The following is a 25,621-nucleotide window of genomic DNA, read 5'->3' on the forward strand; positions in this document are numbered from 1 at the left end:
TGAAATGAAAATAGTTATAAACTTTCTTGCAATACTATTTTTTGCTTTTACTGCAATAGCTCATGCTGAATATTTTTATATTAAAAAATATGATGTGGATATCACTGTTAACGAAAACTCTGTTTTGGATATCAAGGAAGATATTTTAGTGCATTTTTACTCACCCAGACATGGTATTTTTAGGAAAATACCCTATAAATACAAAGTGGAAAACAAAGCTGATGATTTATCAAGACCCTTTATTTATAGCAAAAATTACAAACTCTACATTTACGATATAAAAACACCCGGATTTAAAAATAAGATATATAAAAAAGGGAACTATCTTTATATCCGTATTGGTGATAAAAACAGATATGTAAATGGTGATATTAGATATACAATCAACTATAAGGTTTATGGGGCGATTAACTTTTTTGATGACCATTCAGAGTTTTATTACAATGTTATCGGTTTTGAATGGCCTGTAAAGATTGAAAAGGCTACTTTTAATATAAATTTCCCTGCAAATTTCGAGCCAGATGAATCAGAATATTTTATTTTTAGTGGAAAAAGATTTTCTAAAATAAATAATACAAAGTATTCTGTATCAGAAGGGAATATCTCTGGAGAAACCATTTCACCCCTGCCTGCTGGTTATGGAATAACAGTAGGGATTAAATTTCCTAAGGGGTTAATAGATAAAGGCTCCTTTTTTACAAAATTAAAGTTTATTATCTATAACAACTACATCTATGTATTACCTTTAATAGTGTTTATTATATTTTTCTTGCTCTGGAATAAATTTGGAAAAGATACAAAAATGATTAAGATAGTTCAGTATAAACTGCCTGATGATATCACACCTGCTGAAGCTGGAGTTTTGATAGATGACAAAGTGGATAATAGAGATTTGATTTCACTAATATTCTACTGGGCAGCAAAAGGTTTTTTAGAGATTGAAGAGGTTGAAGGGGACGGCTTAATTTTCAAAAAGAAAGATTATGTGTTAAACAGATTAAAAGACTTACCTGAAACAGCAAAAAGTTTTGAAAAGGTAATATTCAACGGTTTATTCCCTGGTAGCACAAAAAGTGTTAAAATAAGTACGCTTAAAGATAATTTTTATACATATATGAATGAAGCTAGGGAAAAGCTTGATTCTGAATTAACGCTACAAGATTACTACGATAGCACTTCGAAAATATTAACTTCACTTTCCTATGTTGTAGCTATTTTACTCTTTGTTATTGGAATTATCAGCGGAATATTTTTTGGAAGATTAGATTATCCAATATCTTTTATTTTATCATCAATTATAGTATTTATTTTTGCTAGAATAATGCCTAAAAAAACAACTAAAGGTAGCAAAATTTATCAGCTAGTAGAGGGGTTTAAAGAGTTTATAGAAAGAGTGGAAAAACCAAAACTAAAAGCTTTGCTAAAAGAAGATCCAAACTATTTTGATAAAATACTCCCTTTTGCCATAGCGCTCGGTATAGAAGAAAAAGTAGCAGAGAAATTTAAAGATTTAATCACTGAGCCACCAAGCTGGTATCGTGGCAGTAGCTATCATACTTTTAATACAATATATTTTGTAAATAGTATTGATCACTCTATAAAATCTATGAATACTGCTTTTACCTCTGCACCTCAATCAAGCAGTAGCGGTAGCGGATTTTCAGGTGGTGGTGGCTTTGGTGGAGGCGGTTTTGGTGGAGGTGGAGGCGGTAGTTGGTGAGATTTGCTCTGTTTTTAGATAATTTTATAGGCTACAAACTATTAGAGACTTTAAGCAGTAGTGGATTAAAAGATTTGAGAGTTTTTACATATCATCCAAATACTAAAAGAACAAATCAAATCTATGATTTTTCAAAGTTTGCAAGAGATTTTAGTATAATATATTTAGATGGAAACAAATATTCATTTGTAAAAAATAAAATAAAAGATATTGATTTGGCTTTATGTATTGATTGGACAAAAGATTTTTTCATCAAAGTAAATACAAGCTTTAAAGTTTTATACGCACACCCTTCCCTTTTACCCTATTATAGAGGGTATGGAGCTATATCTGAGCAATTTTTTAGAGGTGTTGTAAAAAGTGGTATAACAATTTATGAGCCAATAGATAAAGTTGATGCTGGACCAATTTTATTTCAAGATGTTATAAAGATAGAATTTGATGATTACCCAGTTGATTTTATTGAAAAATATATAGAAAAGATTGCAACTTTTATTGATAACTTATTGAATAACAGAGTAAATCTAAACGAAACTAAACCTCAAAATGATGAGTTAGGTTTTTACCTTGTTAGAAAGAGAAAAAAAGATGCTATTATAGATTTTAACAAATCAGCTTATGCAGTCTATAATCATATTAGAGCTTATGCCCACCCATTTTTTGGAGCATTCGCTATAAGTAAAAATGAAAAAATAACAATTTGGAAAGCTCATATTGAAAAATGGGATGGAGATTATGGATATCCAGGAACAGTTATAAATAAAACTAAAAACGGTATTGAAGTAGCATGTGGCAGTGGAACCATAATTGTTTCAGAATTAGAATTAAACAATAAAATATACAAATTCGAAGAAATCCCAATTGAAGAAAATACCATATTGAACCAAATTTAAAGCAAATTTTAAATATATTTCAATCAAAATCGTATTGACAGATTAAACATTGTTTGATATTTCTTAACCAAGAAAGTTAAATATATTTTAACATATAGTGGAGGATTTTATGTTAAGGATAATTTTATCAGTTTTTCTGACAGTTTTTATCAGTATTACTGCTTTTGCCGAAATAAAAATTGGTGCTTTACTTGCAATCTCTGGCCCAGCATCACACTTAGGCAAACCAGCTGAAGTAATTTTGAAAGAATTAGTTAAAGATTATAATAAAAATAACAAAGAAAAAATTAAGCTTATTATTTATGATACAAAAAGTCATCCACAGATGGCAATCCAATTTGCAAAAAGATTGATATCAAAAGATAAAGTAAAGATTATAATTGGTCCAAACACTACAGGAAGCGCTCTTGCAATAATCCCTCTTGTACAGAAATCAAAGGTGGTAACAATGACACTTGTAGGTGGTACCTCTGTAGTTGAGCCAGTGAAAAAATATGTTTTCAAATCTCCACAAAAAACATCCACCGCAATTAAAAAAATAGAAAGCTACCTGTTGGCGAATAATATAACAAAAATAGGTGTAATAGCTGATTCTGGGGGGTTTGGACAAGATGGCATAAACTCTCTTAAGGTATTATCAAAAAATATAGAAGTTGTTGGTATAGAAAAATTTAACAAAACTGATGCTAATATGACATCTCAATTATCAAAATTATTAAATAAAAAACCACAAGCGATACTTGCTTGGACAGTTGGCTCTGCAGGTGCTAAAATAGCTAATAATTTGAGAGAGTTAAATAAAAATATATTGTTAATTCAATCTCATGGACTTGCAGATTATTACTATATCAAGTTAGCTGGTAAAAATGCAGAAGGTTCTATTTTGCCAGCAACAAAGTTTATTGTTGCTGACCAGCTCCCAGATAACGATCCACAAAAACCTTTACTTATTGAGTTCAACAAAAAATTTGGCAAGCTTATAAAAGATTCATCAGTTCATGCTGTATATGCTTATGATGGTTTTAAACTTATTTTAAAAGGCTTAGAAATCTCAAAAAAAGAGAATATACCATTAGCTGATGCTATTGAAAAAATAAAAAATTTCGTTAGTGTTACAGGAACATATAATTTTTCGGCAAAAGATCACTGTGGACTTGATGAAGATTCTATGGTAATAATAAAAGTAGTAAATGGAAAATTTAAATTAATTCGGAGGTAAAGATGGAGAAATTTAGAGCTTTAGTAGTTTATGAAAACGAAGATGGTACATTTGAAAGGAAAATAGAAGAAAAACAGATATCAGATTTACCAGATAATGATGTATTGATTAGAGTATATTACTCTTCATTAAATTACAAAGATGCATTATCAGCTACAGGTAACAAAGGAGTTACAAGAAATTACCCTCACACACCAGGTATTGATGCTGCTGGAATTGTTGTAAAGTCAAAAACAAACGATTTTAAAGAGGGGGATGAAGTAATTGTTATAGGATACGACCTGGGGATGAACACCCCAGGTGGTTTTGGTGAATATATCTCTGTGCCAGCTAACTGGGTTGTTAAAAAGCCAGAAAATCTCACACTTAAGCAGGCTATGATTTATGGCACAGCTGGTTTTACAGCTGCAATGTCTGTTGATAAATTACAAAAGTTTGGCCTTAAAGATGGTGGCAAAGTTTTAGTTACTGGCGCTACAGGTGGTGTGGGTTCTATTGCTGTAGCAATACTTGCAAAAGAAGGTTATCAGGTGGTTGCAGCAACAGGAAAAATAGACCAAACAGAGTTTTTAAAATCTCTTGGTGCAAATGAGATTGTAAATAGAAATGATATCATCGATGAAAAAAAAGCTCTTTTAAGAGAAACATGGGACGGTGTGGTTGATACTGTTGGTGGCTCTATATTGGCATCAGCTATAAAAGCTTTAAAATACGGCTGTTCTGCTACAACCTGTGGCCTTGCTCAATCCCCAAAGCTTGATATTACAGTGTTTCCATTTATTCTTCGTGGAGTAAACCTTTTAGGGATCGATTCTGTTGAATGTGATATTGAGTTTAAAAAATATATTTGGGATAAGATAGCGAACGATTGGAATATAGATTTTCCTGATGGTTTTTATGAAGAAGTGACTTTAGATCAAATAAACGAAAAAATCGATTTGATATTGCAAGGGAAAATCAAAGGGAGAGTAATTTTACATCATAATTAGTTATAACTAAAATTTATATTCAGTATTATTTTAAAATAGCTTATTTCCGCATTATTTCTTGAAATAGTTTTATTGTGATTGTTATATTATCTTGAAATAGAACCAATTATAAACTATAATAATCTTAAGAATTTAATAATATTTAATTATTACGAGATTATAATCTATTTAAAATAAAATTTTTTCGGAGCATAAAAAATGTGTCCTTTAGCAAAGAAAGCTGATAAAAAATACACTTACCAGGATTATCTTACTTGGCCCGATGAAGAAAGATGGGAAATAATCGATGGAAATGCCTACAATATGAGCCCTTCCCCATCTACAAAACATCAATTAATAAGCAGAAATATTACTGGAGAACTTTATAAGAATAAATCAAAGTTAAAGAGCTGTGAATTTTTTGAAGCACCAACAGATGTTGTTTTAGATGATTTTAATGTAGTGCTACCAGATATTTTTATTGTTTGTGATAAAGATAAAATAACAGATAAAAATATACAAGGTGCACCAGACTTAGTCATTGAAATAGTTTCAAAATCTACTGCTTATAAAGATACAAAAATTAAAAAAGATTTATACGAAGCTTTTGGAGTAAAAGAGTATATTCTTGTATTTCCTGAGCTTGAAATTGTTGAAAGATATGTTTTATCTGAAGGGAAATATGGTGTTCCAGAAAGATTTAACTGGGATGAAACCCTAAAACTAAAAACTTTTGATATCGAAATTCCATTATGGGAAGTATTTGAAAAAGAAATAAAAGAAGAACAAGAAAATAAATAAGTCGATATTGGTATAATAAAGCTTGAGAAATATGTTTTAAAAATTCTTTACATCTTGATTATTATTTATTGAGATTGCTTCGTCGTTCAACTCCTCGCAATGACTGCAATTTATGGTCATTGCGAGCGTCAGCGAAGCAATCTAAATAGCTTGAACAATTATTCTATACAAATCCATTAAAAATGTTTTAACTTTTTGTTACATTTAATTTAAATATATTGACATTTAAAAATATTTAAATTAAAATTAAATAAAGTTTAATATAGGAGGTACATATTTAATGGACAAAAAAGGTTTCACATTAATTGAGCTGGTAATCGTAATAGTTATTTTGGGTATTTTGGCAGCTGTAGCATTACCAAAATTTGTCAATTTGCAAGATGATGCAAAAGATGCTGCGGCAAAAGGTATAGTCGGTGGTTTTAAAGCTGCCATAAATGTAGCAAAGTCTAAATGTTTATTAGAAGATTCTAAAGGAACATCTTCTGTGAAAGGTACTTCTGATACTGATGGTGGAACTGATTCTATTTCAATAGAAGGAACATCTTATTATTTTAATAAAAATTGTTTACCTATTGGTACAGATAAAACGCTAGATAGTAATGATGATTGTAAAAATTTACTTGAACTAGCATCATTATCAACAGATGATATAGGTACTGTAACTTTTAATGGGACAACCTGCACTTACAATTTAAAAAACACAAATTCTTATAGTAGTTTTACTTATGATGTTTCAACTGGTAAAATTGAACTCCAATAATGAAGTTTAAATACCTTGGTGAAAAGGGTGTTGAAAAGGTTTCAGGGATTATAGAGGCGGCAGATGAAAATGTCGCCTCTTTGCTTTTGATAGACCAGGGCATAGAAGTATTAGATTTAAAACAATCAAGCTTATTTGACGAAATCTTCTACAGTTTTAAAAATTTAAAGAATAGATTCTCAAAGGTTAAGTTAGAAGAGCTCATAGTTTTTACCAGGCAATTTGCTACACTATTTGAAGCTGGTATTCCTGTAATCAAAATTCTTGAAAGATTATCTACTCAGAGCTTTAGCGAAAAACTCACTCAAAGTATTAACCAGATAAAAAATGATGTAGATGCAGGTCTCCCACTATCAAACGCATTTAATAGACAAAAACATATTTTCTCACCCCTTTATGTAAATATGATAAAGGTTGGTGAAGAAGGTGGTGTGCTTGATATCACTTTGCAAAGACTGGCAGCTATATTAGAATCGGAGCTTGAAACGAAAAACAGGATAAAAACTGCTACAAGATATCCAAAAATTGTCATTGGAGCTATTGTTATTGCTTTTAGTATTTTAGTTACCTTTGTCATACCAAAGTTTGCTAGTATGTTTGCAAAATTTAATACAGAGCTACCACTACCAACAAAAATTCTTATTTGGATTAATAGTTTTTTTCAAAACTTCTGGTATGTGATAATTTTAATAATTGTTGGTGCAATTATCAGTTTTAATAAGTTTAAACAAACTGAAAAAGGTAAAAATTATATCGATGAAAATATTTTCAAAATCCCAATAATTGGCCAATTAATTCAAAAAATATATTTATCAAGGATTTCAAGAGTTTTGGCATTACTTTATAGAAGTGGGATAAATATTACAGCAAGTTTTGATATAGTATCAGAAATTACAGGAAATAATATTTTAAAAAGAGAATTATTATATATAAAAGAGCAGATAAGCAGAGGCTCAAATATCGCATCAGCTTTTAGGAGATCCAAATATTTTCCTCCTGTGGTTTCAGATATGGTGGAATCTGGTGAAGAAACAGGTAGGCTTGACGAAATGCTCATAAAGTTATCAGACTATTATGACGAAGAGGTTGACTACTCTATCAAGACACTTTCTCAAGCTCTTGAGCCAATTTTACTTGTATTTATTGCTGGTATGGTATTGCTGCTTGCACTTGGCGTATTCTTGCCAATGTGGGATATGATTAAAGCTGTAAGATAGTGCCCATGTTTAAGAAAAAAAATGATAAAAAAGGCTTTTCACCAATTGAAGTTGTAATTGTTTTATTAGTTATAGCTGTAATGATTGCTGTTATTTACAAAAGATATGAAATCTATAAAGAAAAGATGTTTCAAACTGCTATTACTTATGACATCAAAAATATTAACTTAATTTTGACCCTTTACAAAGTAAAGAATGGGAAATACCCTGAAAAATTGGATGAAATTTATAAAAATGGTTATTTACTTACTGAAGATAATAAATCAATTTTAAGTGTTATAAAATTTGAAAATGGTCATTTTGTTGTAAATGGAAATGTGCTAAAATATGATAAAAACAAAGGGAAAGTTTATATTGAAAAGAACAAATAAAGACGCTGTGCAGCAGCATTATTTGTTGATAATTAGTAGAATATTTAGATTACTTCGGCAACTTTTGTTGCCTCGCAATGACCCTAAAATGCTGTCATTGCGAGCGTTAGCGAAGCAATCTATTGCTTCAACTTTTTACCTGAGATTGCTTCGTCAGCTTACGCTTCCTCGCAATGACAAACAAATTTTCGTCATTGCGAGCGTCAGCAAAGCAATCTACTGCTTCAATGTTTTATTTGAGATTGCTTCGTTGCTCTCGCTCCTCGCAAAGACTATATTGCTGTCATTAAGAGCGTTAGTAAAGCCATCTGGAAACTTTAGTAATTTTTATTGTTCAAAATCCTCAAATAATTCGGGCTTTACACTTATTGAGCTAATTATCATCATAATTCTTGTAGGTATTCTAGCAATTGTTATCTCTCCAAAAATTGAAATAGGCTCTTTTAGTGAAGATACTGATATTATCCAGCTATATTCTGATATCAGATATGTTCAGCACAAATCAATGGTAGATGGTGGAGGATGGTCAGTAAGACTTGATGGTATAAATAAAAAATACACCATTTATGATAACAATGGGAATGTTGCCAATATCCCATCAATTGATAATCCTGTAAAGTTAAAAAATAAATTTTCATCAAATATAAATCAGTTATATTTTGACTATCTTGGAAGACCAGATAGCGACACTGATTCAACAAACAATAATTTATTAGCCACAGAAACAACTATAACATTGGGTAGTAGAAAAATTAAAATTGTCCCCTATTCTGGAGGCATAATTGTACAATAAAAACAAAGGATTTACACTTATCGAAATTATAATTTTTATTGTTGTGTTTACTGTTGGTGTTATGGGTATTATGATTTTATTTTACAATACACTTGGTAAAACAAGTGATCCAATTATCAGACATAAAGCCATTGTTGCTGCTCAAACAGTGTTAGAAGAAATAATAGCAAAGAAGTTTGATGAAAACACACCAAATGGGGGTGGAATAATAAATTCAAATAAAATAAATATTGGTAAAGAAAATAATGAAAACAATATGAATAAATATGATGATGTGGATGATTATGTAGATAGTTGTGATACAGAAAAAGAGTATCAACCATCTGATTTTGGACTAAATGGTAATTTTAAGATTTTTGTAAATGTTTATTTTGTCAAAATAGAAAATAGCCAAATTGTTTCAAACAGTTGTACAACTACAAATTACAAACTAATTCAGGTAAGTGTCGAATCAGACTTATTAAAAGAAAGGTTCACTTTAGAGTATGTCAAAGGTAATTTTTAGAAATAAAAAAGGTTTTACTCTTATTGAGCTAATAATTGTAATTGTGTTGCTTGGAATTGTGTCATTTTTAGGTGTTAATCTACTTTTGCCTATTATGACAGGTTATACAGATACTAAAGTAAAAGATTTGTTATACAATGAAGCAAAATTTATCACAGAAAGAATTGCAAAAGAGCTCAAATATGCTATCCCTAACACTGTTGCTGATTTCAACAATAATTGCCAGCCAAAAAACTCAAACAACATAAAATTTGCATCATTTAAAGATGTATATTTTTATACAAAAAATGACAAAGACAATATCAGCTTAACAGAAAATGTATCAATTAATAATAATGATATTTTGAGTATATACGTAACAAAATGTAATCAGTTTTATAATAAAGAAAGAGTTTACAATGTCACAGATAACAATTCTGGCAGCTATTTAATTTTAGATAAAAAACTGAAAAAAGACTCACCATATAAAAGGGTTTTTCTTTTTGACAAAGTCATTGCTTATAAATTGCTAAATAATCAACTTTATTGGTGTAAAGGGGATATCAATACAGATTTTAATATTGATGGTGATTGTTATGCTTTTGGTAATTTTTTAGACAATGTAGAATTTACTTATAATGCTGGAAATAGATGGAGAAATGCTTCTGTAAAAATCAGTTTAACTCTTAAAAAAAATGATGTGAGTTTAAATTATGAAAAAGTTGTTCATATTAGAAATGCTCCATGATAAAAAAGGATCATCTTTAATATTTGCCGTTTTTCTCCTTGTGATATTTGGGTTTATCGGAGTTACACTTGTAACAATTTTATCAAATCAATCCATATCAAGCAGTGAAGAATTACTTTCTACCAAAGCTTTTTATTTAGCTGAAACAGGTTGTGAAATCGCAATCGCAGATAATCAGACTGGAACTAATGAATTAATTTATGATGGAAATAATAAAACTTCTTTAACTTACAACAACTTTACTGTTGAAATTATTAGAAAAATAAAAGATAATGTAACAATTTATGAATGTGTGGCTTATAACGATTTAGTAAAAAGAAAAATTAAAGTTAAGATACAAAACTAATGAGTGTTTACACAGAATTTTTTAATTTTAAAGAGGAGCCATTTAAATTAACCCCAGATCCAGACTTTTTTTACTGCTCTACCAGTCATGAAGAAGCAATTCAACTTATAGAATATTCTATAAAAACCAGAAAAGGGTTTATGGCTTTAATTGGCGAAGTGGGAACTGGAAAAACAACACTTACAAGAGTGTTATTAAACTCATTGACTGATGTAGAAACATGCCTAGTGCTAAACCCTTTTTTATCCCCTGAGGAGATGATAAGATATATATGTTCTGATTTTGGGATTACGATTCCTAAAAACTATGACAAAGGTAAAATTTATAACAAATTAACAGAATATCTATTAAAACTTTATGAAGAAAACAAATACGCTTTATTAATTATTGATGAATCACAAAATCTATCTTTAGAGACAATAGAGCTTATTCGACAATTGTCTAATATTGAAAAAGAGGATGCTAAGTTATTACAAATACTATTTGTTGGACAACCTGAATTTTTAGAAATGCTAAACAAATATGAACTTAGACAAGTAAAACAGAGAATTTCTACCATTATTCAATTAAAATCTTTGACATTAGATGATGTTGAAAATTATGTTAACTTTAGAATTAGCAAAGCTTCAAAATATAACAAAGCTATTTTTACTAAAAATGCCATAAAAGCTATATACAAATACACAGGTGGTAATCCAAGAGATATCAATAAATTGTGTGAATATGCTTTAATTGCAGCTTACAATGATAAATCCAAAAAAATTGATAAAAAACATATAGATGAAGCTTTTATTGAAATAAACCCAACACTTGTTCAATACACTAAAAGCTTTAAAACTACTAGCAAAAACACTTCTAAATTTATAATTACTGGCCTAACAATAATAGCATTATTTTTAATATTTCTTCTTTTTGAAAACTATTGCAAAATTGAATCTAACAAAAACAATAACTCAAACATTATTAATAATAACTCTTTGTTAAATAAAAAAGATAACCTCACTAATTCCGTAAAAACAAAAGAAGACAATCATTCTAAAGAAATAGTAATAGTCAAAACCGAAACTCAATTAAATAAAACATTAAAAACAAATGATAATATCTCAGTAGAAGAAAAAGAATTTAATCAAAAGGATAAAATAATCAAAAATGATAAACAATGCATTCTATTTAAAGTAAATCAAAAAGTTAGAATAAAACCTGACTTAAACTCACCATATTTAACTATAATGAAAAAAAATAGTAAAGTTGAAGTAATTAAAATTGCTAATGATTGGGCAATGATAAGTATTGACAATAATATAGGATGGGTGTTAATATATGATAAATACAATCAAATAGTTAACTGTGAGGTTCAATGAGTTTAATTGGAGAGGCACTTAAAAAGAACAAAAATAGTGAAAAATCAATTGTTTACAAGAAAAAAATAAAATTTAACTTTAACATCCCTTTTTTACTTATTTTAATAATAATTATTTTTTTCTTAATTGGAGTTTTAGACTATCAATTAATAAATAAAACTTACTCTACTTTCAAAAACAAAAATTATCCTCAAATTACTAATCTAAAAAAAGAAAAGCTTGATAAAATAGCTGATCTAGAAAAAAAAATGGCTTCACTAAAAGATGAAGAAATTTTAATCAATCTTTCTTTAAATAATAAAAGTCAAGCTTTAAAAATAATTAATGAATCAAAAGATGATACTTTATTAGGTATTTACTACTTTAAAGAAAATAATCTTAATATGGCTAAATCTCACTTGTTAAAATGCTATAACTTATCAAAAAAGCCTTATTATAAAGCTTTATGTGGTTACTATCTTGCATTATTTCAATACAAATTAAAAAAGTATAAAAACTCAATCGATATTTTAAACGATATCAGTAAAATTAAAGGAAATAATTTGAATTGTGAAATTAATCTTTTGTATGCTGTAAATTTTGATAGCCTTGGAAATAAAGAGTTTTCAAAAATTTATTATGACAAATCTTTGAAAAGTTGCAATATACCACCCATAAAGCATAAGTTAAAAATAAAAAAATTTTTAATGGAATATACTGGAATTAAGAATGAAAGTTAGCAAGCAAAATATTGTTATTTTTGATGACAGTAATTACGAATTTATCTGTGGATATATGAAAAATAATATTTTATATCCAATTTATGCTGTTAAAGATGCGTACTCAAATATTGATGATTTGATTAAAGATATAAAGGATCATATTAGCGAATCTAAAAATAAATATTTAACTTTTATTTACTGTGGTTCCGAGTTGTTGGATAAAGTAGAATTTATTAATAAAAACATAATGAATATACCTGCTGAAATTCTAAAACGATTTAAAAATACTTTTGAAGTAGAATTAAAAGATTATCTAATCGACTATTCACTTTCTGAAACCGATAGCGAATATTTAGCTTATATATGTGGAATCCCAAAACAATACGAAAGTATTTTTACTAACCTAAAAAATGTAAAGCTTCTTTCATGCTTTAGTGACATTTATGCAACCAGTTTATTTTTCAAAGATGAATTAGATATAAGTTTAAAATTAAATGTCAGGGATAAGCAAACAATAATATTTATTTCAAGTGGTGAAAACATCCTATTTACTAGAGGTTTAAATATTGGTTATAACCATATTATTGAAAAAATCTCAATAGATGGTGGAGTCCCTACAGAAAAAGTAATTGATTACTTAGAAAATGTAGGTGTTGATGAATATGAAACTGACGAAATGAATAATATTTCTTCAACAATTAGAGACAATATTGATAGAATTAGCTTAGAAATACAACGGACCCTCGATTATTACAATAGATATATTAACAAGGGGAGTGTTAATTCAATAAACATAATTGGAAGATTCAATAGGATAAAAGCAATTGAAAAATATTATAATAAATTATTTAACATGAAAGTAATAAAAACTGTCCCAGAAAATTATGTAGCCGAAAGTAATTTTAATTTTGAAGATTTCGATTATCTAATTGAAACTTTAGGAGCATTTAAAGAGATATGAGCTTTAAAAAGATAAAAAAATTAAACATTATACCAGAAAATTTAAGATATGATATTATTAAAGACTATATAATAAAATTATCATTCTTTACATTAATTTTAACTATTTTGATAATTATATTTGATTATTCAATGCTGTATTATAAAAATGGTCAGTTAGAAAAAATGATTAAAAATTTATCCGATTATAATAGTGAACTTAAAAAAGAGATAAGTAGCCTTGATAGATATGAAAAACAATACGATTCATTGAAAAATGAGTTACAAAAATTACTTAAAGAAAAAAAAGAAATCTACACTTTTTACTCCTCAACAAATTCACCACTTATCTCTACAGTCTTTTATTTGACCTCTAAGCCAGATGATATATTTTTCCAAAATGTGTCTTACAAGAATAACTTAATTTATATCGAAGGGATTACTAAAAATGCTAAATCCTTTTATAGATATTATCACTCTCTTGAAAATAATAAGTTACTTAAAAATATAGATTTTAATTTTATAAAGAAAGATGAATCAAGTAGCTATTATAATTTCAAAATAATTATGAGGGTAAAAGATTTAGATGAGATCAATTAAAAGAACCCATGTTATAATTTTGTTTATATTATTATTAATTTTAATTCTGTTAGTTTACACAAAATATATAAGACAGGTGCAAATTAGTAGGTTTAATACCTTAAAAGTCAAATTAAGCCAAATAGATGGAAAAATTAGCTCAAATTTGATAGAATTTAATAGAAGATTAAATACTCTCAGTGGAATTTACTCTTTGAAAAAACAAATTATTAACACCACAACAGATATGGCAAATTTACTAGAATATGTAAAAAATAAGACATATTTATCATCAGTTATAAAAACTATTATTTTAGATAGTGGAGTTAAAATTGATGAGTTTAGTTTTTCTGGTTTTGATGTTAATGGCATAAAGTTTAATAATCACTATTCTGTCTATGTGCAAGGAAATATTTACAATATTTTAAAGTTATTAGAAAATATTGAATATGAAAACGAATGGTTATATCTAGATTCATACAAGCTTGATTTTAAAGATGATGGAACTGTTTATATGACTTTGAATATATCAGCTTATGGGATGATAAAGTGAAAGGGTTTTTAATATTTTGCATAATTATTTTAACATTCAATGGTTATTGTTGGGATGTTGCAAATATCCCTCGTAATAATTTTTCATTTATAAATAAATATCGTTTTGCATTCATAAAACCATTAAAAAAAGGAGAAAACATAGTTCAAACAAAAGAAGAACAAAATTTTAATCTTACAGGGGTTATTAAAATAGGAAATGATTATTTTGCAATAATAAATAATAATAGTTATGGTCTAAACAGTTTTGTAAATGGATACAAGATAGTTAATATAGATATGACAAAAGTAGTTTTAACAAAAAATAAAAGTAGGGTTGTGCTCTATGTGGACAAAAATTAAACTAATAATTTTAATTTTATCAATATCATCATTAGTTTTTGCTGCTGATTTAAATCAAAGGATTTCTGTAAACTTTAAAGATGCAGATATCAAAGATGTAATGATAACCTTATCAAAATTGACTAAAATCAATGTCGTTTTACCAAAAAATATTGATGGTAAATTAACTCTCTATTTAGAAGATGTTGCTATCAAAGACATTATAGACAATATAGCAAAACAGTTTAATTTAAGTTATGAAATTAAAAATAATATTATTTACTTTTATAAATCAGGTATACAAAATGATACTGCACCAATAGTAGATTACTTTTATGCACCAAAAAATATTAAGCTATCCGATTTAGTTAAAATTTTAGAAAACTTTAAAAGTAAAAAAGGTAAAATTGTGGTCGATGACTATAGTGGAACTTTAATAATCACTGATACAAAAGATAATATCGAAAAAATGAAATATTATATCTCCAAAATTGATATTCCTATAAAACAGGTTATGATAGAAGCAAAAATTGTCGAAGTATCAAAAACTGGTAGTAGGGAGCTTGGACTTCAATGGTCTGCAAATACAAATTTCAACTCAACAAACTCTAATTTCCCTAATACAATATCAATAGGTGGTGATACATCTGGTTATATGGTAAATTTACCTATAACAAACCCTGCTGGAACACTATCCCTATTACTAGGAAATTATTCTGGATCTTTTATTTTAGATGCAAAACTTCAAGCTTTAGAGCAACAAGGGTTAGCAAAAATTGTTTCACAACCTAAAATCATAACTATGAATAATAAAGAAGCCAAAATTGAAAGTGGTTTTGAATTTCATTATAAAGTAATAGACAATGATGATACCAATGTTGAATCTGATGAAGCAAAACTTTCATTGACTGTAACTCCACAAGTCACACCAGATAATAATATTTTGTTAAAAATAGTCGTAGATAAGAGCGAACTTGACTTTACAAAAACTGTTGATGGGTATCCTTTAAAGTTTACTAGAAAAGCTGAAACTTATGTAAAACTTAAAGACGGTGAAACAACAGTTATTGGTGGACTTGTTCAAGAAAAACAATCAAAAAGCACTTCAGCCGTACCAGGTTTGAGTAAAATACCTCTCATTGGCTGGTTATTCAAAAGTAAAACAAACAGCCATGATTTAAACGACCTTGTAATTTTTATAACTCCAAAGATTATCAAGGAATAAAAATGAAATTAAAACATATTAGAATTGGTGATTTACTTGTTACTAAAGGGTATCTAACTGAGGCTCAACTTAAAGTTGCCCTTGAAGAGCAGAAAAAAACAGGGAAAAAAATTGGTGAAGTTTTAATAGACTTAGGATATATCACTGAAGATTTTTTACTCGATATTTTATCCGAACAGCTTGGCATAGAAAGAGTCACTTTAGACCAATTAGAACTATCTCCAAGCTTTAAAAATATTATCCCAGAAAATGTTGCAAGGAAATATAAAGTTATCCCTGTAAAAATAGAAGGTAACACTCTACATATCGCTATGAGTGATCCAAACAATATCATTGCAATTGATGAAATTACCAGACTTACCAAAAAAGATGTAATACCAATGCTTATTTCAAATGATGAATTTTTGGCTGCATTTAATAAAATATATGGTGGTGAAGAACATCTATATAATATTGCACAAACGGTAGAAAAAGAGATATCTCTTTTATCTTCAGAAGATGATAGTGTCTACGAATCCTTAGCAGAAAGCTCATCTGCGGTAAACCTCGTAAATAGCATTATAGCAAAAGCTATAAATGAGAAGGCATCAGATATTCATATTGAACCAGATGAAGATATATTAAGGGTAAGATTTAGAATTGATGGTATCTTACATGAAATTTTGACTTTAAATAAAGTATTAGCACCAGCTATAATTTCAAGAATTAAAATTATGGCAAATATGAATATAGCAGAAAAAAGAGTTCCTCAAGATGGCAGATTTAAAATAAAAATAAATTTTCAAGATATAGATTTTAGGGTATCCACACTTCCTACTAATTTTGGTGAAAAAGCAGTATTAAGAGTGCTTGATAGAAGCAAAGCATTGTTAGAGCTTCACAGAATTGGTATGGATACTCACTCATTAGAAATTTATGACTCTATTATTTCAAAACCTTACGGTATTATTTTGATTTCTGGTCCTACTGGAAGTGGTAAGACTACAACTCTGTATGCAACATTAAACAAATTAAACACATTAGAAAAAAATATTGTAACGATTGAAGACCCTATTGAATACAATTTTAAAGTAATCAATCAAGTCCAAGTAGATGAAGCTGCAGGTGTAACCTTTGCTTCTGCATTAAGATCCATATTGAGACAAGACCCAGATATTATTATGGTTGGGGAAATAAGGGACAAGGAAACAGCACAAATCTCTATTCAAGCATCCCTTACAGGTCATCTTGTTTTAGCTACAATACATACAAATGATGCAGTAAGTAGTGTTGTAAGACTTGTGGATATGGGGATAGAACCATATTTAGTTTCTTCTTCTCTAATAGGTGTTGTTGCTCAAAGACTCGTTCGAAAAGTATGTTTAAACTGTGCTGTAGAATACACTCCAGATGAAACTATATTGAAACGATTAGATATTAAATATCAAAATGCAAAATTTGTAAAAGGTGAAGGTTGTCCAGAATGTCATTATACAGGATACAAAGGGCGGATAGGTATCTATGAAGTTTTAAAAATTGATACCGAAATGAGAGAAATGATAAGCAAAAATGCCACTACAGAAGCTATTAGAAAATATGCTTTGAGCAAAGGGTTTCAAACACTTTACGATTCAGGGATGAAGCTTGCATCAGTAGGAATAACTACTCTTGAAGAGGTTTTGAGAGTTACTACTATAGAAAACGACTAAATTATCAATCATATATAAGTATCAAAATTGTTTCCTTTAATATATTTATTGTTAAAATCTATCTTTTACTTTATATGCTATTACTGAAGCAACAATTAATTTAATAATATCAAAAGGTAATGGTGTAAAAAAACCAATATATAATATTTTTTTGAAAGCTATAGCTTTATGCTGAATATAATTTAAATTCAAATATAAATATGATACCCCTAATCCATATATGACAATCAAACCTACAGCACCACCTAAAAAATAAAAAAATAGCTTTTTATATTTTGCAAAGTATCCAATAGGAATTGAAGCTAAAACAAAGCCAACAAGATAGCCAAAAGTAGGCTGTAACACATACCCTATTCCACCACCATGAGCAAAAATTGGTAAACCAATTAACCCTAATATTAAGTAAACCAAACCACCAATAAATGCAGGTTTTATACCAAAAATCATTGGCATTAATAACACCACAAAAGGTTGTAAAGTTAAAGGTACAGGTTCTAAAGGGATTTTTATAAAAGCACTAACTGCTAAAAAAGCTGTAATCAAAGCAGAAAAAACAATTTTATTATTTTTCATGTGTACCCTCCATCATTAATAACCGATTTATAAGTCTTTTCCCTTCCTCATATCCAATTTCTATTATTTCTTTAGCTTTTGTAAAATCTGTTAGTTTATAACCATCTAAATCAGGTTTTACCTTAATACATTCAACATCATCCATCACATATTCTGCAGTGGCTTCCTGCATTATTGCTATACTTTGAACCAAAATTTCAAAAATATTTGGATATTTTACTTTTCCATTTTCAATATTTTTACCAAGAATATCTCTCACTAATTTATTTATAGATTTAAAAAATAAATTATTATCTTTTTGTCCAAAGCTTTCTCCATTTGAATAATATTTATTTATAAATTCATCCTTTTCAGCAAAAGGCCCCACATGAACAGCAATTTTGATATCACAATCATCTGGTAATCTATTAACAGGCACTGGATTTTTTAATCCTCCATCCACTAAAAACATACCGTCTAAATAAGCTGGGATAAAAACTCCAGGAAATGAAATACTAGCCCTTATCGCTTTTATTAGAGAGCCAGAATTAAACACTATCTCTTTACCAGTAAATAAGTCAGTGGCAACACAGCAAAATTTTAAATCTAGGTTTTCTATTTTTATATCACCCACAAACTCATAAATAAATCTATCTATCTTTTTCCCATCTACTAATCCCGATTTTGTAATTTTAATATCAAAAAACTCAGTAAATATTTTCCAGTCAAGTTCATAAATCAGTTTTTCCATTTGAAAAACATCATACCCTGCTGCATATAGTCCACCAATAAAAGCACCCATACTTGAGCCGCTTATAGCATAAATTGGTATCTCTGCTTCTTGAAAAGCTTTTAAAATACCTATATGAGCCAAACCTCTAGCAGCCCCACTTCCAAGAGATATTCCTATTTTCATAATTTCAATTTACCCTTTCAATCTTAACAGCACAAACCTTATACTCAGGAATTTTAGCTACCTTATCCAAAGCTTTCACTGTAAGCTTGTTTACATTACCTTCAGGAAAATGAAAATTACCAAACAACTCCCCTGCTTTTAATCTCTCTGTAACAAAAACTTTTGCAATTATCTCCCCTCTTCTCGAAATTACTTTAATATTATCTCCATCTATTAAACCATAAGATTTTGCATCATTTACATTAATCATTACTATAGGCTTTGAACAGACTTTAGTTAACTCATCAACTCTCCGTGTCAATTCACCACCATGCCAATGATAAAGCTCCCTGCCAGTATTTAGTAAAAAAGGGTATTCATTATCAGGGGATTCATAAGGGTTACTATTAGATACTATATGAAATTTCCCTTTACCTCTTGCAAATCTTTCTTTGTGCAAGATTTTTGTCCCACTACTTTTTTCATCATAAACTGGCCAGTATAAATCTTCACCCTTTTTTAATCTTGAATAAGTAGCAAACCTATATATAGGAGTTGTAAAATTAATCTCTTTTATCACATCACTAATCTTTTGGTAATCCCATTTTGCACAATCACCAATTGGTATTAAATTAAGTTTTTTAATGAGTCTATTAGCAAGCAATACAATAATCTCAAAATCTGTTTTCGAATTATAAAGTGGGTCTATCAAAGGATTTATTAAATTAATTTTCCTTTCTGTATTTGTAAATGTTCCTTCTTTTTCTGCAAACGATGCAGCGGGTAATATCACATCTGCATATTTAGAGGTTTCTGTAGGAAAGATATCTTGTACCACTAAAAATTCTGCATTTTTTAAAGATTTTTCCACTTTATTTACATCAGGTTCTGTCATTAGAGGATTTTCACCCATGATATAAAGGGCTCTTAAAGTCTTGTCATCTAAACCATCCATCATTTCTGTAACTGTTTTACCAATAGTTCTATTAAGTTTAAAATTGCCAGATAATTTCCAGTAATTTTCAAATTTTTCAATAACCTTTTCATCAGATACCTTTTGATACCCACTAAAAACATCAGGCAGACAACCCATATCACAAGCGCCCTGTACATTGTTTTGTCCTCGCAGAGGATTTAATCCTCCTCCACTAACTCCAACATTACCAGTCAAAAGTTGTAAATTTGCCAAAGCTAACACATTGTCAACACCATGAGTATGTTGAGTAATCCCCATTGCCCATATTAGAGCTGTAGGTTTTTCTGTAGCTATAATTTTAGCAACATCGAAAAGTAGATTATAGTCAATACCAGTTTTTTTAATATATTCATCTAAGTTGATTGATAATATATATTCTTTGAACAAATCATAATTTTCACATCTTTCAAATATATATTCTTTATCCTCCCACCCATTTTCAATAATAATTCTGCATAAAGCATTGATTAAGTCTATATCGGTGCCTGGTCTAATTGGTAAATAAATATCTGAAAAATCAGCAATATCAATACACCTCGGATCAGCGACAATTAGATTTACATTTCTATTTATTACTGCTCTTCTAATCTTTACACCAAAAACTGGATGCTGCTCAGTAACATTTGAACCAATAATAAATATGGTCTTTGAATTTTTGATTATATCATCCATAGTATTGGTCATAGCACCAGAGCCTATACTCTGTATTAACCCCACAACTGTAGATGAATGACAAAGTCTTGCACAGTGATCAATATTATTCGTTCCTATTATCTGGCGAGCTAATTTTTGTAAAAGATAATTTTCCTCATTGGTACATTTTGCTGATGAGAAAAATCCTATACTATCAGCACCATATTTATTTCTTACTTCTATTAACTTGTTCACAACAATTTCCAATGCCAAATCCCAATCAACCTCTATCAGTTCACTATCTAATGATTTATTAGATTTTTCTAAAAGATATTTCCTTACAAGTGGTGTCTTTAACCTATCCTCACTAAAAATATAGGAATGACCATATCTACCCTTTACACATAAAGAGTTATAATTTTCCCCAATTTGTATAGGTTTTACATTTATATTTTTCCCATCCGTAAAAAGCCTAACTCTACAACCAACCCCACAATAAGAGCATACTGTATCAACTGTTTTTATATTATCCCCGTTTAACTTTACATTATTACTGATAGCTCCTGTGGGACAAAAATCAACACATGTACCACAAAATTCACAACCAGCTTCTTCAAAGGTTTCATCAACACCTATACTTAATCTCTGCTTTTTCCCTTTAAAAACAAAATTCCAGATAAATCTCCCCTGCAATTCTCTACAAGCAGAAACACATTTTCCACATTGCACACAAAGTGATTCATCAAAAGTAAAAAAGGGGTTTGACACTTTTCTAATGTCATACTTTTTATCATTGCCATAATTTTTAATTTCAAAATACTCAAATAACTTTTTAATATCATTAGATATTTTTATATCATCTAAAGAGATATTCTGGAATAATAATTCAAAATTTATTTTTCTGTATTCTTTTAACTCATCATTATCAGTAATTATTTCCATCCCATTTTCAATAAAACTTTCACATGATGTCATTATTTTTCCATTTACCCTAACGATGCACAGCTTACATCTTCCAATTGGCTTCAATCTTTTATCAAAACACAAATTTGGTATATATTCACCTGCTAAATCACACGCTTGTAATATCAATAATTTTTTTTCAAAAAAATAGTCTTTACCATTAATTTTTACTTTAATCATAACAGCTCGCAAAATAAGAATTTATTGCATTTTTTATCGCTTTACCCAGTCCGCACCTTGTACTGACACACATAGATTCAACTAATGTTTTGACTTCAGTTTCATTTATTTCATTTTTTTGACAGTTAAATTTTTCTAATAATTTTTTATACCCTCTATAACATGGAATACATTGACCACAAGACTCATCAGCAAAGAAAGAGACAAAATATTTTAAAAATTCTAATTTATCTCTTATTTCACTGGCAATAAAAATCGATCCTACAAAATTTGTATTAAAGTCTTTTAATCTTTTACCAAAATCTTTTTTATCAATAAAAAAACCAGAAGCACCACCTAAAATGGCAAATTTAGCTTTACCAACAACCCCATCGCAAAATTTCTCTAATATATCATTTATAGAATTATCAGAATCAATTTCCACTATGCCTTTTTTATTTACATCACCACTTACAGAAATAAGCCTTTTATCTAAATTTACTATTTTCAAATTACAGACTTCAAAAAGATAAGACAAAGTTTCTATATTATTAACAACAGTAGGTTTATTATAAATACCACTTTCTAAAGGGTATGGAGGCTTTATTCTTGGCCGTCCCCTTTTACCTTCAAATGATTCTATCAAGGCTGTTTCTTCACCACAAACATAAGCTCCCGCACCACTAACAATATGAATATTTATTTTTTTTAAAAAGCTTATATCTGATAAAAAGTTATCAATAGTTTTTTTCAAAATATTTTTTTGCTTTATATATTCACCTCTTATATAAAAAACAATATCTGTAGCTCCGATTATATAAGCAGATAGTATTGCACCAGATACAGCTACATCTGGATTGATCTCTATAAGTGCTCTATCTTTAAAAACAAATGGTTCAGATTCATCAATATTGCACACAAGATATTTTATTTGACTATCAATATTTTTAGCTATTTCTAATTTTTTAAAGGTTGGAAAATTTGCTCCCCCTCTTCCACTTAATCCAGAATTTTTCACCCAATTTAGCAATTCATCTTTGTTTAATAACAAAAGATTATTTAATGAGTTAATATAATACTCTCTTTCTTTCTTTTTTAAAATCAAACAATCATCTAAATTTTTATTCAATATTATTGTTTTATCAATAGGTTTAAAATTTTCACCATCATAGTATACCTGCTCTTCATTTTTGATAAAAGCATAATCTTTATCACACAACCCTAAACAGTGTGTTTTTATAATATTTTCACTTAAGATACTATTATTACAAGCAGGAGAGTTACAAGCCAATATAGCGTTTTTATCTGCATTTAATAAGGAATAAAATGATATTATCGAATAAGCCTCACCATAAGGTAAGCCATATTTCCTTGCAAGATTTTTAATATCATTTTTAGAAAAGTTAGAAAATTTATAACTTTTAGCTTCATCCAAAAATTGTTTATAAGCTAATTCATCTTTAAAAAAAACATATTTTCTAATAAATCTATCAACGACCGGCATTTCAATGCTCAGAATATATTTTACTTAATTCACTAAAAAGCTCTGTAGAATGCTTTTTATAGAAAAAATTATCAGGAATATCAATGTTTTTACTTTGTATTAAAACATGAAAGTTTGTACCAAAACCACCTTCGGGTATAATTAAAGATCTAATCCTAGCTTTATGCAAATCTGATTTGGATTTTTCAATTTCATCTAAAATGCCAGATTGGAGCAGAAACAACCATTGTGGCTCAAATTTTACCACATCCAAACCACTCTCTTTACCATATTCCATTAAAGCGGAAAAATCCACAAATGCAGTTATGTCCTGGTAACCGATCCTTTCAAAAAAATCATTGTTTTGGGTGTGTTTAAAATAACAAGTAACTGTTCCATCCATTCTAAAAGGTGCATACAGCTGTTTTGCTTCAAACCCATAATCAATTGTAACAACAACCCCTTTACTAATTTTTTTACCAAGCTCTTTAATCCATTTTGTTGCATCCAGATTTATATCTGCTATTTGTTTATCAACAAGTTTAATATTTAGTCTATTAATATAGTCATTTAACTCTTCAGTAGAAAATTTATCAGGATAAAACTGAAGTTTGTTATCATGATATATTACATAAAGTTCTTTAAGCTCACCATTAATATTAATAATTCTATGAACTGGAAAAGCATCAACTAATTCATTTGAAAAAAATATCCCTTCAAAATTATTTAATTTTTCAAAATCGATCCATGAAACTTTATCTTTATGTTGAGCTAAAAGTTCCTTTTGCCTATTAATCAAATAGTTACTTTTTTCAATTATTATATATTTTATTTTATCATAAAATTCAGGTTCTTCATTTAAATAAAAATTTAGGATATCATTTGCCAGCATACCGCTACCAGCACCCATTTCACAAAGCACAGGATCAAGACCAAGTTCATTTATTGCTCTCTTAAACCCTTTAGCCAATGATCTACCAAAAGACTCAGAAGCATCAACAGAAGTATAGAAACTACCCTGCATGCCAAAAGGGTTTTCTTTTTGATAATAGCCATAAACAGGATGGTACAAAGCAATATCCATAAACTCTGCAAAAGTAATTTTATATTCTTTAACCTTATCAATTATTAATTTTTTAAGTTCATCCATAACTACTCCACCCTAAAATATAATACAATTTCCACTTCATCTGCTTGTGTATAATCTACAGCATCAAATCTTAACTCTTTAATAAATTTCACAGCTAAATTTTCAACATAACTACTACTTCTGGTCACAAAATTTATATCATAAGGGATACCGTACCTATCAACTTTAAATTTCAAAGTTATTTTCGTATCTTTTTCAAGTTGAAAACTAGGTTTTGGTGGCTCATAAATAATTTTACGCTTGATATTTGAAATCTTTTTTATCTCATAAAAACTATTTGCCTTACTTTGAGCTATCTGTTCATTAGTAAGGGAATACTCTTTTAAAGCTTCCTCTTTCACAACATTTAATTCACTTTCTAAATTCACATCATCTTTTTTTTCAATATCTTTTATTTTGATTTCATTTAGCTGTGGAATATTAATTTTTTCTAAATTACTTGCTTCAGGTAAGTCAACATTACTTTTTATATTACTTCTCTTCTTTTTAAATCCTTTAATTTTTTCTTTTATTTTATTCAAATTAGCATTTTCTATAAGATTGTCTCTATTCTTCTTTTCCAAAACTTTTGAAACATAACTCTTTTTAACAATAAAAACTTCTACATCTTGCTCTCTTAATTTCTTAAAATCAATATGCAACTCAGGTATCACAAAAATTAAAGCAAAATGAAATATTAAAGATATAAGCAAGAAAAGTATAAGTCTGCTATAAACTATCATTCTTCTTCAACAGCTATTGTAAACCTATCAAAACCTGCTTTTTTACACTGATCCATTACATAAACTACTGTGCCATGTTTTGCATCTTTGTCAGCTTGTAGTATAATAGGAAGATTTTCAGATTTCTTTTTTAAATCTAAAAGTGTCTTATAAAGAGCAAACTTTGAAATCTTTTTTTCATTTAAAAAAATCTCGTTATTATTATTTATCACAATAACAATACTTTTATTTATTGTCTGCTCATCACCCTTTGCTTTTGGCAAATCCACCTTTAATGCATTGGTATATATAAAAGTAGTTGATACCATAAAAAATATTAAAAGTAAAAATACCACATCTATCAAAGGGGTTAAATTGATATCAAGACCTGCATTTTTTTCTCTTTTAGAAAATTTCATC

Annotated in this window: 27 protein-coding genes; 20 read left to right on the top strand and 7 right to left on the bottom strand. The window is 28.5% G+C overall.

Annotated features, from left to right (window positions below; all coding sequences use genetic code 11):
• Positions 1-4: 4 nt before the first annotated feature.
• The 20 genes from OWM07_RS08240 to OWM07_RS08335 all read left to right on the top strand — a co-directional run bounded on the left by OWM07_RS08240 (position 5) and on the right by OWM07_RS08335 (position 17,689).
• Positions 5-1,720, top strand: coding sequence for a DUF2207 domain-containing protein (locus OWM07_RS08240; RefSeq protein ID WP_423303218.1), 1,716 nt, complete (start codon positions 5-7; stop codon positions 1,718-1,720).
• Complete coding sequence (locus OWM07_RS08245) at positions 1,717-2,613, top strand: formyltransferase family protein (protein ID WP_423303270.1); 897 nt, start codon at positions 1,717-1,719, stop codon at positions 2,611-2,613. The genes OWM07_RS08240 and OWM07_RS08245 overlap by 4 nt, the downstream gene beginning before the upstream one ends.
• 109 nt (positions 2,614-2,722) lie before the next feature.
• Positions 2,723-3,832, top strand: coding sequence for an ABC transporter substrate-binding protein (locus OWM07_RS08250; RefSeq protein ID WP_423303219.1), 1,110 nt, complete (start codon positions 2,723-2,725; stop codon positions 3,830-3,832).
• Positions 3,833-3,834: 2 nt separating this feature from the next.
• The gene (locus OWM07_RS08255) at positions 3,835-4,821 is read left to right on the top strand and encodes a YhdH/YhfP family quinone oxidoreductase (protein WP_423303220.1); all 987 of its coding nucleotides are present in this window, start codon (positions 3,835-3,837) and stop codon (positions 4,819-4,821) included.
• A 198-nt stretch (positions 4,822-5,019) separates the two neighbouring features.
• Positions 5,020-5,601 carry a Uma2 family endonuclease gene (locus OWM07_RS08260; RefSeq protein ID WP_423303221.1) on the top strand — a complete coding sequence of 194 codons (582 nt, stop codon included), beginning with the start codon at positions 5,020-5,022 and terminating at the stop codon, positions 5,599-5,601.
• A gap of 280 nt (positions 5,602-5,881) precedes the next feature.
• Positions 5,882-6,364 carry a type II secretion system protein gene (locus OWM07_RS08265; protein WP_423303222.1) on the top strand — a complete coding sequence of 161 codons (483 nt, stop codon included), beginning with the start codon at positions 5,882-5,884 and terminating at the stop codon, positions 6,362-6,364.
• On the top strand, positions 6,364-7,581 hold the full coding sequence (locus tag OWM07_RS08270) for a type II secretion system F family protein (protein ID WP_423303223.1): 1,218 nt from the start codon (positions 6,364-6,366) through the stop codon (positions 7,579-7,581). The genes OWM07_RS08265 and OWM07_RS08270 overlap by 1 nt, the downstream gene beginning before the upstream one ends.
• A gap of 5 nt (positions 7,582-7,586) precedes the next feature.
• On the top strand, positions 7,587-7,952 hold the full coding sequence (locus OWM07_RS08275) for a prepilin-type N-terminal cleavage/methylation domain-containing protein (RefSeq protein ID WP_423303271.1): 366 nt from the start codon (positions 7,587-7,589) through the stop codon (positions 7,950-7,952).
• 277 nt (positions 7,953-8,229) lie between these two features.
• Entirely contained in the window at positions 8,230-8,745 is a 516-nt protein-coding gene (locus OWM07_RS08280) for a prepilin-type N-terminal cleavage/methylation domain-containing protein (protein WP_423303224.1), read from the top strand.
• The gene (locus tag OWM07_RS08285) at positions 8,735-9,250 is read left to right on the top strand and encodes a prepilin-type N-terminal cleavage/methylation domain-containing protein (RefSeq protein WP_423303225.1); all 516 of its coding nucleotides are present in this window, start codon (positions 8,735-8,737) and stop codon (positions 9,248-9,250) included. The genes OWM07_RS08280 and OWM07_RS08285 overlap by 11 nt, the downstream gene beginning before the upstream one ends.
• Complete coding sequence (locus OWM07_RS08290; protein ID WP_423303226.1) at positions 9,231-9,977, top strand: type IV pilin protein; 747 nt, start codon at positions 9,231-9,233, stop codon at positions 9,975-9,977. Before OWM07_RS08285 ends, OWM07_RS08290 begins: the two co-directional genes overlap by 20 nt.
• Positions 9,943-10,323, top strand: coding sequence for a hypothetical protein (locus tag OWM07_RS08295; RefSeq protein WP_423303227.1), 381 nt, complete (start codon positions 9,943-9,945; stop codon positions 10,321-10,323). Before OWM07_RS08290 ends, OWM07_RS08295 begins: the two co-directional genes overlap by 35 nt.
• Positions 10,323-11,684 (top strand): AAA family ATPase, encoded by a 1,362-nt coding sequence (locus tag OWM07_RS08300; RefSeq protein WP_423303228.1) that lies wholly within the window; start codon positions 10,323-10,325, stop codon positions 11,682-11,684. Before OWM07_RS08295 ends, OWM07_RS08300 begins: the two co-directional genes overlap by 1 nt.
• Positions 11,681-12,403 carry a hypothetical protein gene (locus OWM07_RS08305; RefSeq protein WP_423303229.1) on the top strand — a complete coding sequence of 241 codons (723 nt, stop codon included), beginning with the start codon at positions 11,681-11,683 and terminating at the stop codon, positions 12,401-12,403. The genes OWM07_RS08300 and OWM07_RS08305 overlap by 4 nt, the downstream gene beginning before the upstream one ends.
• Positions 12,393-13,346: a hypothetical protein gene (locus OWM07_RS08310; RefSeq protein WP_423303230.1), complete on the top strand. Its 954-nt coding sequence runs from the start codon at positions 12,393-12,395 to the stop codon at positions 13,344-13,346. Before OWM07_RS08305 ends, OWM07_RS08310 begins: the two co-directional genes overlap by 11 nt.
• Positions 13,343-13,924 carry a PilN domain-containing protein gene (locus tag OWM07_RS08315; protein WP_423303231.1) on the top strand — a complete coding sequence of 194 codons (582 nt, stop codon included), beginning with the start codon at positions 13,343-13,345 and terminating at the stop codon, positions 13,922-13,924. Before OWM07_RS08310 ends, OWM07_RS08315 begins: the two co-directional genes overlap by 4 nt.
• Positions 13,911-14,456, top strand: a complete 546-nt coding sequence (locus tag OWM07_RS08320) for a hypothetical protein (protein ID WP_423303232.1) — start codon at positions 13,911-13,913, stop codon at positions 14,454-14,456. Before OWM07_RS08315 ends, OWM07_RS08320 begins: the two co-directional genes overlap by 14 nt.
• Positions 14,453-14,797, top strand: a complete 345-nt coding sequence (locus OWM07_RS08325; protein ID WP_423303233.1) for a hypothetical protein — start codon at positions 14,453-14,455, stop codon at positions 14,795-14,797. Before OWM07_RS08320 ends, OWM07_RS08325 begins: the two co-directional genes overlap by 4 nt.
• Positions 14,781-16,001, top strand: coding sequence for a secretin N-terminal domain-containing protein (locus tag OWM07_RS08330; RefSeq protein ID WP_423303234.1), 1,221 nt, complete (start codon positions 14,781-14,783; stop codon positions 15,999-16,001). Before OWM07_RS08325 ends, OWM07_RS08330 begins: the two co-directional genes overlap by 17 nt.
• A gap of 2 nt (positions 16,002-16,003) precedes the next feature.
• Complete coding sequence (locus OWM07_RS08335; RefSeq protein ID WP_423303235.1) at positions 16,004-17,689, top strand: GspE/PulE family protein; 1,686 nt, start codon at positions 16,004-16,006, stop codon at positions 17,687-17,689.
• Between the two features lie 51 nt (positions 17,690-17,740).
• On the opposite strand, the gene OWM07_RS08340 is transcribed toward OWM07_RS08335, so the two are convergent.
• From OWM07_RS08340 to OWM07_RS08370, 7 genes are read right to left on the bottom strand one after another with little or no spacing between them, the layout of a single operon-like run.
• Complete coding sequence (locus OWM07_RS08340) at positions 17,741-18,262, bottom strand: biotin transporter BioY (protein WP_423303236.1); 522 nt, start codon at positions 18,260-18,262, stop codon at positions 17,741-17,743.
• A complete protein-coding gene (locus OWM07_RS08345) occupies positions 18,252-19,157 on the bottom strand; it encodes a patatin-like phospholipase family protein (RefSeq protein ID WP_423303237.1) in 906 nt (301 codons plus the stop codon). Before OWM07_RS08345 ends, OWM07_RS08340 begins: the two co-directional genes overlap by 11 nt.
• A 4-nt stretch (positions 19,158-19,161) precedes the next feature.
• Complete coding sequence (gene fdhF / locus OWM07_RS08350; protein WP_423303238.1) at positions 19,162-21,888, bottom strand: formate dehydrogenase subunit alpha; 2,727 nt, start codon at positions 21,886-21,888, stop codon at positions 19,162-19,164.
• Positions 21,881-23,371: an NADH-ubiquinone oxidoreductase-F iron-sulfur binding region domain-containing protein gene (locus OWM07_RS08355; RefSeq protein WP_423303239.1), complete on the bottom strand. Its 1,491-nt coding sequence runs from the start codon at positions 23,369-23,371 to the stop codon at positions 21,881-21,883. Before OWM07_RS08355 ends, fdhF begins: the two co-directional genes overlap by 8 nt.
• 1 nt (position 23,372) lies before the next feature.
• Positions 23,373-24,500 carry a class I SAM-dependent methyltransferase gene (locus OWM07_RS08360; protein ID WP_423303240.1) on the bottom strand — a complete coding sequence of 376 codons (1,128 nt, stop codon included), beginning with the start codon at positions 24,498-24,500 and terminating at the stop codon, positions 23,373-23,375.
• A 2-nt stretch (positions 24,501-24,502) separates the two neighbouring features.
• Positions 24,503-25,222: a hypothetical protein gene (locus tag OWM07_RS08365; RefSeq protein WP_423303241.1), complete on the bottom strand. Its 720-nt coding sequence runs from the start codon at positions 25,220-25,222 to the stop codon at positions 24,503-24,505.
• Positions 25,219-25,620, bottom strand: coding sequence for an ExbD/TolR family protein (locus tag OWM07_RS08370; protein WP_423303243.1), 402 nt, complete (start codon positions 25,618-25,620; stop codon positions 25,219-25,221). Before OWM07_RS08370 ends, OWM07_RS08365 begins: the two co-directional genes overlap by 4 nt.
• Between the last annotated feature and the right edge of the window lies 1 nt (position 25,621).

Source organism: Deferribacter thermophilus, assembly GCF_049472675.1.
Classification (GTDB): Bacteria; Chrysiogenota; Deferribacteres; order Deferribacterales; family Deferribacteraceae; genus Deferribacter; species Deferribacter thermophilus.